Raw genomic sequence first — 8,422 nt, 5'->3', positions numbered from 1 at the left:
GTTAATTCCTGTAATCTCTCATATTTGTCTAATTCATCAAATGGGTTTATGTTAAGCATTTTACATAACTTTAAATATTTAAAAATGTTTTCAGTTTTATACTTTTCCCAGTTATTTAATGTAGCTCTTGATATATTCAAATTTTCACATATGCTTTGTCTACTTAAATCGTCTAGCTTTTCTTTTAACATTTTTTCACCTCTTTTTAAACATTATTTTATCAAATACTATTAATAAATACTTGATAAAGGAAAGAGAATATTATATACTTATATAAACGTAAAAATAATTTTACATAATGTAAAAATAATATTACAGAGGAGTTGATTTATATATGGAGTTTCAAGGCAATATAGTAATTCTTGGTTTTAACGAATGGGCGATAGATGAAAGTCCGCAATCACGTAAAGAGGGTGTAACTATTTTTTACTTAACACCAACACCAACAAAAGAGCCTGGTAAACAAGGTTACTTCCCTGTTAAGAAATCTTATGACCTTTCATTATCTAAAGACTTGAGAAGTCAAACATTCCCTTTACAATGTGAAGCCACATTTAAACTAACATCTAATACAAAAGGAAATGCTGTAGTTGATTTAGTTAGTTTTAAACCAACTAAAACACTAGATATTTTCAAGCAATGATTATTCAAGCAATAATAAGTGGTTATATAACAGGGTATAGGAACAAGGAGAGCAAAGGTAATAAATTTGGGATTCTTGACGTATTGCAATTTGGAGATGCTAGCCGAGAAAGTAGCATTATCCCTATATATGTTTTTGACGTAGACCTAATATGTGCTTTGACGGAGATTGCATATAACAACATGAAACCTATATCTTGTATAGTCTCAATAAAAGAAGATAAGACCTTACTTATAGCTTTAGAGGAAATCATAAAACTAGAGGGTTTTACTTGATACTATTTAGACTAATCTCGTTTGCAAAGGTGGAGATTTAAAAATTTTTAGTGACTTTCTAAAAAATTTTAAATACTACCTAGCAAGAGCAAAAGCCGTTAAGCTATTTTCTGCCCACACATAAAACGCGGTATATAATAGAATATTTAGAAAACTAAATCGCGAAGATGTGGGGGCTGCCACGTGGCGAACGGCGTCGCAGACAATAAGATATTGTAAAGGAATTTATCAATGGAAAATTTAGTTGGAATAGACTATTTACCAGAATTAATTGCTATAAACAACAGTATTAAAGCAGTATTTATTCTACTGTCTATATACTGTGGTTTAGATATAGGTATGAAAATATCTAAGAAATAAATATGAATAAGGGGGGAATGGCTATTGAAGGTATTAATCTTTTAGTAGAATTTTTTATAAAGATGTATTCACTCTGTTGGCTATATCATTTGTTTTTAGACTGGATAGATTCGTCTAATTCGTGTGGCCAAAATGTTCAGATGGTTGAGGTCGTTAATTATGATAGACGTTAATCTTTTTGTATTTTTATTGTTTACAATACTTGGCATTGCCTTTGGTTTGTTGAGTAGATCAAGGGGTGGTTGATATAAAGAAAACTATATTTGTCGTACTTTTATTTTTTATTTTTTGTATTCCATTATATGCGTCAGAGTATGGTTTATATTTTACTTCGTCGGGTCAAGTAATTTTTGATGGTAGGATTATTGGTTCATTTGATTTTGATAAAAATTATTGTGTTCTTTCATTCACTTCAGCTAAAGATGCTGATTTTAATATGAACATGAGAAGAATAGACGAATATGATTTTATTACTATTAAATTTGAAGAGCCTTTTAAAGTGTTAACTGTTTATCATGACTTAGGTGGTGCTGGTAAGGTTAGTAATACTGAATATCATGCAAGTTTTTTCAATTCGCATAATCGTGTTCCATCTTCCTCATATATGTACATTTTTTTTGATAAAAATGGTAGTTTACCAGAGCCTATAGTTTCTATTAATACGTCAACATTTAGTTCATCTGTAAATATATTAGATATTTTAAATGGTACTTATTCTAGTTTTGATATTTTTTTAAATGATGTTCTTATTTCGAATGTTCCAGTTCCGGGAGGTTCTTTAAAACAAAGTGTTTCCTATACTTTGAATAATTTAGTCCCTGGTAATGATTATGTAATAAGGATAAGAGGAAAACCTTCAAGCGACACCTCTTATATTCCATATGATAACTCTTTTAAAATTTCTACATCTTCACTTACTGATATTTCATATAGTACGAATATAACAGATTCATCTTGTAATATTGTTTTTGATGATATAACTAATTTGACTAATGAAAAATTTGAAATTTCTTTTGATGGTAAATCTTATGTTTTAGATTCTAATAGTTATGATTTTAATAATTTATTACCTGACAAAAGTTATAATTTTAAGGTTAGACTTTTAGCTAATGGTTTAAAGAGTAATTGGGTTTCATGTTCGTTTAGAACTTCACCATGGTTAAAAGCACCTTTAGATATAGAAGATTTAAAAGTTGTTGGATTTGGTGTTAACTTTATAAGAGTTGAAGTTGCAGGTGGTTTATACGCTTCAGAATATAGCTTTTATTTAGATGGTTCTTTAGTTGATACTGTATCTAGTAATTCATTTACATATTTAAATTTAAATCCTAATACAGAGTATACGCTTGGTGTAGTAGCTTCTAATAAGTATGGTGTTTCAAATTTGAAAGAAATTAAGCATAGTACTAATGAGCCACCACCACCTAGGGTATTTTCGTTAACTTCTTCAATATCAGATTCTGAAAATACTATGAAACGGCTTTTAAAATGGTCTAGTGAGTATGTAAAAGATGGATTTGAAATTTTTATTGATAAAGTTAGTATTGAAACCTTAGACAATTTATCTAATGAATATTTAGTTGATTTTAGTTCATTAGGCTATACGGAAGATGATACTGTTTTGGTTGAGGTTGTTCCAATAGATTCAAAAGGAATAGGTGCATCTTTGTCTGTTGATTTGAAATTTAATAGCTCTGGATTATCTTCTATTGATACAATCATTGTTTCTATATTGAATGGTATTGATTTAATGTTATCATCTGGTGTCTTTTTAATTTTAAAATTAATTCCGTTTATTATTTTGTTTATGACACTTAGGTTTTTATTTAAAAAGTTTAGATATTGGATAGGTTTAACTCGTTCTAGAAATAATCATTTATATTCTATAAAGAATGATTCGGCTATTTCTTATAATGATAACTACATAGATAAACATACTGGTGAAATTATTGGTCAGCCTAATGAAGTTAATAATATTCAATCTAAAGCTATTAGTGATGAAGATTTTATGAAACAGTATAAAGCTTTAAGTTCCATACGTGGTCATGGTGTTTTACCCGAAGAGGGTTATTATGGTATTTCATCAAATGAAAAAGAAATTAATAGTAATAAACGTATAAATTCATTATTAAATGAAATTTCACGTTTACGATAAATTAAATTAAAATTTGGAGGGATTTACATGTCAGAAAAATTAAAAGGATTAAAGAGAAATGCAAAGTCAAAGTTAATGTTACTTATGATGAGTTGTTGTGCCTTATCTGTTTCAGTTTTTGCGAATACATCTACAGGAGATACAAATTTAGACACTATGATTACTAAAATGACTGATGGCTTGACAGTAATGTCAAAAGGTGGGGTTTTAATTATTGGTGCTGTAATTGGTTTCGCAATTACATTTATTGCGGCTAGATGGTTATTTGGTCTATTTAAACAATGGTCATCAAAAGCGAATTAAGAAAACTTATAGCCTTCTTATTTTTAGGGATAACCTTTTTGGGGGTTATCCCTTTTAATGTTTATGCAGATGATTTCAGCACCTTATCATCTGGAGGGTATTATAAGTCAGTTTTTGATATTTCGGCTGATGGTTATATTTACTTTGGTGATGATGAGCATCCAAATAAAGAACAATATGGGATAGAAATTAGCTTACAAGAGCCTAGTATCTCTCATAGTATGGTTAATATAGATGTTAAGTTAGATTATGCAATGATGATGGAACGTAAAATAGATAAGTTCTATCTTCTTTGTAACAACAAGATCGTTGATACTTTTTATCCAAGATATATTGAAGATAGTAATGGGAAAATAGTACAAGCAGGGTTCTATACTATTAAACCTATGAACTCGGCTTTTATTGGTTCTGATTTGATTTTTCAAGTTGTAGCTGTCGAGGTTAATAAAATTCCCGCCGATATTGGGGGATTAGATGGTACTAAGACTGAATTTGCCGTTATGTGGTCTCAAAGGACTGGTCCACATAGATTTGATGAATTACCTGTATCCGATGCTATGACACATAGCTTATTAGGCACTATAATAGAGCTTTTACGTAAAATGTTAAATACTTTAAAAGATATGGTAGCTTTATTGGAGAAGATTTCAAAGCAAATTGAAACTATGTTTACACCTTCTCCAGAAGCTCAAAAGGAACTTGCTGATGCTATGAAAGAGCTTACAGATAAAATGCCAATGAACCAAATTAAAGACCAATTGAACAGTATGAAAGATACTATGAACAAGACTCCTTTAAAAAAGCCCGGGAGTGAAATTGTTTGGGGTGACTCTAAAGATTATTTTCAAATAGGAATAGAATTTTATTTGTTTGATTTTACTTTAATGAAGCCTTTTATAAAGCCTTTTAGGTCTTTAATGTCAGCTATGCTTTGGCTTGGATTTTTTAATTTTCTATTAGGCTATATATTGCCTAAATTAGACATTTAGGAGGTTTTTATGAATGCTATAGACGGTCTTTTTAAATATGCAGCTAAATTCATGAGAATGGTTGCCAAGTATATTCCACCAATAGATATTCCTTTTGATAAGTATGGGGAAAGTTGGTCAGCTATATCTGGTTATTTAGAAAGTGCTAATGTATTTCTTCCTGTAGATACCCTTATTACAATTATGGGGATTATTATAGCTTTTATCGGTGTTATGATTATTATATGGCTAATAACGTTCGTTCTTGAGTTTATTCCGTTCTTCTAGGAGGTATTATGAAAGATAAAGATATTAAAGAGCCTAAAAAGAATAAGAAGTTATTGTATGCTTTTTTAACTTTGTTAGGTGTTGGAATTTATTTATTAGGTGGTGTTACATTTATGAGTTATGCTATTATTGCGATTATGTGCTTTTCATTTGGTTCTATGTATAGAAAGCTTAAAGTAGAGTATGAAGATTATAAGATATTAAAATCAGTTCAAAAGTCTATGATTAAACTTGATGATTATAAACTACTTCAAGAGGAAAACGACCTATTAAAGAATAAGGTTAACACATTAACAGATACTTTAACTTCTTGTATGGTTGGGAGGGCGACGGAAGGAGTCCCTCCTAACCATACAAGAAGTTATATTTCAAACTTAGATAAAATAGAAGAGGTACTTTGATATGATTGAGGTTATAACAGGTCTCCCTGGTTTTGGTAAGACGGCAACAGTTACAGCATGGGCTTTAAGAGCTATGGCTAATGGTAAAACTGTTTATTCTAATTTTCATATAAAGGGTGCTATTTATGTACGAGATCCACGAGAACTTTTAGGTAGACCAGATATAAAAAATGCATTAATTATTTGTGATGAAATGGGTATTTTATTTGATCAGCTAACAATGTATTCTATAGACCATAATGTTTGGGTGGAATTAAGGCAACATAGGAAAGATGGTATTGATATATTGGGAACGGCTCAAAGCATACATGATATAGCATACCCTATGCGTAGGCTTATCCAGTTTGAGTATAATATCTATATGAAGTTATTTAGATTTGCTATTGCAAATTGTCGAAACCCTCAACCAAGAGGAGAGGGTTATGGAAAACGTATTTATTATTTATCAAAGAGAGTTTTCGATTCTTACGATACAAACCAAAAAGTTTTACAAGACGAAGATAATTTATCATCTGAAGATATTGTTTATACACCTCCAGAGGCAAAGTTGCAAAGAGATATACTATTGGAAGCTTTTGATATTGTTTCTTCAAATGCTATAAGTGTTAAATCTTTATAAATCGAGCTGTTCAAAATAATACTTGAACAATTGTTTTTTATGTAGTACACTATGTTTATAATAAATAATAAACAGGTGATTTTATGAAAAATACGAAAAGAGTTAGTGTAACTATTACTACTGAAATGGATGAATATTTCACAGATTTAGCTGAAAAGCTTTCTATTTCTAAAGATAAAGTTATTGGACAAATTCTTATACCTGCATATGAAAAACATGTTTCCGGTATAAAACCGGGTAGAAAAGATTTGTTTAGTAACGAAGATAAACATATAATGAAATCTTTATATGCTGATGGTTTTAGTATGAGAGGCCTTGCTAAGAAATTTAATTGTAGTGTTGGTACTGTTCATAAAATAATTAATGAACATATAGAATAATTTTTTGGTGAGGTGAGATATGAATGGAATATTGCTAAAGATAGTATTAAAAAGTTGATTAAATTTCGCAAAATCCCCCTTGTAATACAGGGGTTGAACGCGGCGAGTAAAACTGTAGTTTGTCCAGTAATATCAAAGGCTTGATAGGGTTTAAAAAAATTCGGCAGATTTGGGTTTGCCGAATTACCCGAATATTCTGCCAATAAATATAAGAGCTACGTGATTTGAATATTTATTCTAAATTTTCAAATGCATACTTTTTGTTTATATTGCACAATTTTAATGAGTGAGTTGACTTGTTTTTGCATGTGGGGGGTTCTAGTAATACCCCCCATGTACGCCACGAGTAAAATGTGATAAAATGTAGTAATATCAATGGTTAGATAGGGTTTTAAAAAAATCAGCAAAATAGGGTCTGCTGAAAAAACAGAGTTTTCAGTAAAAAGGAGGTTTTTTATTTGATACGTACCGAAGATAAAAGGAATCAAATTTATAATGAGTTTGATGAGGATAGTAGAAAGAATTGGTTTGATTTAACACAAAAAAAGATATTGCATGGTATAGATAGTTTATATTTTACTGTATATTTACGTGAGCCTTATAATAATGTTGATTTTTTTAAGAAGTTAGATACTTATAAGGATTTAGTTGATGGTGAAAATGTTTATTTAGAGGATTTAGATTTACATATAACAAGTTTAACGTTTAGGCAGTATACATATTGTTTTACTAAAGAAGATAATTTTAAGATATTTGTTGCTAAGAAAGTACCTATCAGTAATTTTCCACCGATTATTGTGCATTTATCAGCTAATTTATTATGGGAGGTTGGTGAGTATACTGCATTAGAAAAGGCTTATGAATATGTATCTAGGCTTATTAGTCCTCATTATACTGTTTTGCATGTGAAAGAAAATAGGATAGATTATGCTTATCATACAAATTATATGAGGGATTTAGAGAGTTTTTTGAATGTAAATAAATTAAATAGTATGCAGGTTTCTAATTTTACACGAGGTCGTTTAGATTTTGCTTTGGTTGGTGATGATAAAACAGATTTTGATTATATAGCTTTTGGGAATAGAACTTCTAATAATTTATATCTTAGAATGTATAATAAGACTAAAGAGGTTATAGAAAAGGGTTATAAGGCTTTCTTTTATCCTATATGGCTTAAGAACGGTTTGATTTCTAAATATGATATGTACTGTTATGAAAAAGCATTTCTCAAAAAGTCCTATAGATGGCTTACATTAGCAAGGTTGGAGTTTTACTTAGAATTTGGGGAAGATGTTAATATTAAAAAACGCTGCCATGGTATTTTAAGTGGTTATGAAAAGTTAGAGCATGATGATCTAGAGAGATTTGCAAATACTATTACGCCAAGACCAACTTTAATAACTAATATAGAGTATGAAACCAAAAGAAAATTTTATCAAAGTTTAGATGAAAGTATGGAGTTTTTAGCTTTGATAACAAATACAGAGTATAAAGCTCTTGATAGGTTATTTAGGTTAATGGATAATAAAATATTAATACATAGACTTTTGACAACTGATGTATTTAGATTAGTTGATATGAAAGATACAAAACATACAAGGAAGAGAAATAAAGATGTTTTACCATTTTGGAAATTACTTCAGGATTTAAAACTTACATCTTACAGTCCAGATAGCAACTTAGTTAGAAAATATAATAGGGATTTAAATATCGAATTGATAAAGAATAGGATTGTTAATTCAATGAGTTCTCTTAGTTTATATTTAAATAATGAAAATGAACAAGACATTCTTCAAGATACTATTGATTTTTTAACATTACTTTCAGAGAATGATACACAAAAAGCTTTTTCATACAAAAATAAAAAAGCCAATCTCTTAAAGGGTAAGTTTGAAACGTTGGACAATTTGGAAGTTAGAAAACGTTTCGCACTCCTTGATAAAGAAGATGGCTCATACATTGAATAAATATATATTTACTTGTTTAATGTGATTATAGCATAGAATTTTTATTCTGTGCTATTTTTTTTT

At 29.4% G+C, this 8,422-nt stretch carries 11 protein-coding genes; 10 read left to right on the top strand and 1 reads right to left on the bottom strand.

The features are described from left to right. A partial coding sequence (locus PBV87_RS00055; RefSeq protein WP_271010674.1) for a helix-turn-helix domain-containing protein occupies positions 1-191 on the bottom strand: 191 nt, incomplete at its 3' end. A 143-nt stretch (positions 192-334) separates the two neighbouring features. Between PBV87_RS00055 and PBV87_RS00050 the strand changes: the two genes are divergently transcribed. From PBV87_RS00050 to PBV87_RS00005, 10 genes are all read left to right on the top strand, one after another. Then, positions 335-643 (top strand): hypothetical protein, encoded by a 309-nt coding sequence (locus PBV87_RS00050; protein ID WP_271010673.1) that lies wholly within the window; start codon positions 335-337, stop codon positions 641-643. Continuing rightward, complete coding sequence (locus PBV87_RS00045) at positions 640-918, top strand: hypothetical protein (protein WP_271010672.1); 279 nt, start codon at positions 640-642, stop codon at positions 916-918. Before PBV87_RS00050 ends, PBV87_RS00045 begins: the two co-directional genes overlap by 4 nt. A 598-nt stretch (positions 919-1,516) precedes the next feature. After that, positions 1,517-3,433 (top strand): fibronectin type III domain-containing protein, encoded by a 1,917-nt coding sequence (locus tag PBV87_RS00040; RefSeq protein WP_271010671.1) that lies wholly within the window; start codon positions 1,517-1,519, stop codon positions 3,431-3,433. Between the two features lie 27 nt (positions 3,434-3,460). Continuing rightward, on the top strand, positions 3,461-3,736 hold the full coding sequence (locus PBV87_RS00035) for a hypothetical protein (protein WP_271010670.1): 276 nt from the start codon (positions 3,461-3,463) through the stop codon (positions 3,734-3,736). Beyond that, on the top strand, positions 3,715-4,725 hold the full coding sequence (locus PBV87_RS00030; RefSeq protein WP_271010669.1) for a hypothetical protein: 1,011 nt from the start codon (positions 3,715-3,717) through the stop codon (positions 4,723-4,725). The genes PBV87_RS00035 and PBV87_RS00030 overlap by 22 nt, the downstream gene beginning before the upstream one ends. Before the next feature lie 9 nt (positions 4,726-4,734). Next, positions 4,735-4,992, top strand: a complete 258-nt coding sequence (locus tag PBV87_RS00025) for a hypothetical protein (RefSeq protein ID WP_271010668.1) — start codon at positions 4,735-4,737, stop codon at positions 4,990-4,992. 8 nt (positions 4,993-5,000) lie between these two features. Next, complete coding sequence (locus PBV87_RS00020; protein WP_271010667.1) at positions 5,001-5,393, top strand: hypothetical protein; 393 nt, start codon at positions 5,001-5,003, stop codon at positions 5,391-5,393. A 1-nt stretch (position 5,394) separates the two neighbouring features. Next, positions 5,395-6,012: a zonular occludens toxin domain-containing protein gene (locus tag PBV87_RS00015; protein WP_271010666.1), complete on the top strand. Its 618-nt coding sequence runs from the start codon at positions 5,395-5,397 to the stop codon at positions 6,010-6,012. A gap of 83 nt (positions 6,013-6,095) precedes the next feature. After that, positions 6,096-6,392: a helix-turn-helix domain-containing protein gene (locus PBV87_RS00010; RefSeq protein ID WP_271010665.1), complete on the top strand. Its 297-nt coding sequence runs from the start codon at positions 6,096-6,098 to the stop codon at positions 6,390-6,392. Between the two features lie 458 nt (positions 6,393-6,850). After that, a complete protein-coding gene (locus PBV87_RS00005; protein ID WP_271010664.1) occupies positions 6,851-8,359 on the top strand; it encodes a hypothetical protein in 1,509 nt (502 codons plus the stop codon). The last annotated feature ends 63 nt before the right edge of the window (positions 8,360-8,422 follow it).

The organism is Holtiella tumoricola (assembly GCF_027857615.1).
GTDB lineage: Bacteria > Bacillota > Clostridia > Lachnospirales > Cellulosilyticaceae > Holtiella > Holtiella tumoricola.
Note: the sequence above shows the minus strand (reverse complement) of the source record. Positions and strands in the feature narration are given on the sequence as shown.

Excerpts from the sequence above, each read along its gene's own strand:
- PBV87_RS00050 (WP_271010673.1), top strand. The coding sequence starts at position 335 with ATGGAGTTTCAAGGCAATATAGTAATTCTTGGTTTTAACGAATGGGCG.
- PBV87_RS00045 (WP_271010672.1), top strand. The coding sequence starts at position 640 with ATGATTATTCAAGCAATAATAAGTGGTTATATAACAGGGTATAGGAAC.
- PBV87_RS00035 (WP_271010670.1), top strand. The coding sequence starts at position 3,461 with ATGTCAGAAAAATTAAAAGGATTAAAGAGAAATGCAAAGTCAAAGTTA.
- PBV87_RS00030 (WP_271010669.1), top strand. The coding sequence starts at position 3,715 with ATGGTCATCAAAAGCGAATTAAGAAAACTTATAGCCTTCTTATTTTTA.
- PBV87_RS00025 (WP_271010668.1), top strand. The coding sequence starts at position 4,735 with ATGAATGCTATAGACGGTCTTTTTAAATATGCAGCTAAATTCATGAGA.
- PBV87_RS00020 (WP_271010667.1), top strand. The coding sequence starts at position 5,001 with ATGAAAGATAAAGATATTAAAGAGCCTAAAAAGAATAAGAAGTTATTG.
- PBV87_RS00015 (WP_271010666.1), top strand. The coding sequence starts at position 5,395 with ATGATTGAGGTTATAACAGGTCTCCCTGGTTTTGGTAAGACGGCAACA.
- PBV87_RS00010 (WP_271010665.1), top strand. The coding sequence starts at position 6,096 with ATGAAAAATACGAAAAGAGTTAGTGTAACTATTACTACTGAAATGGAT.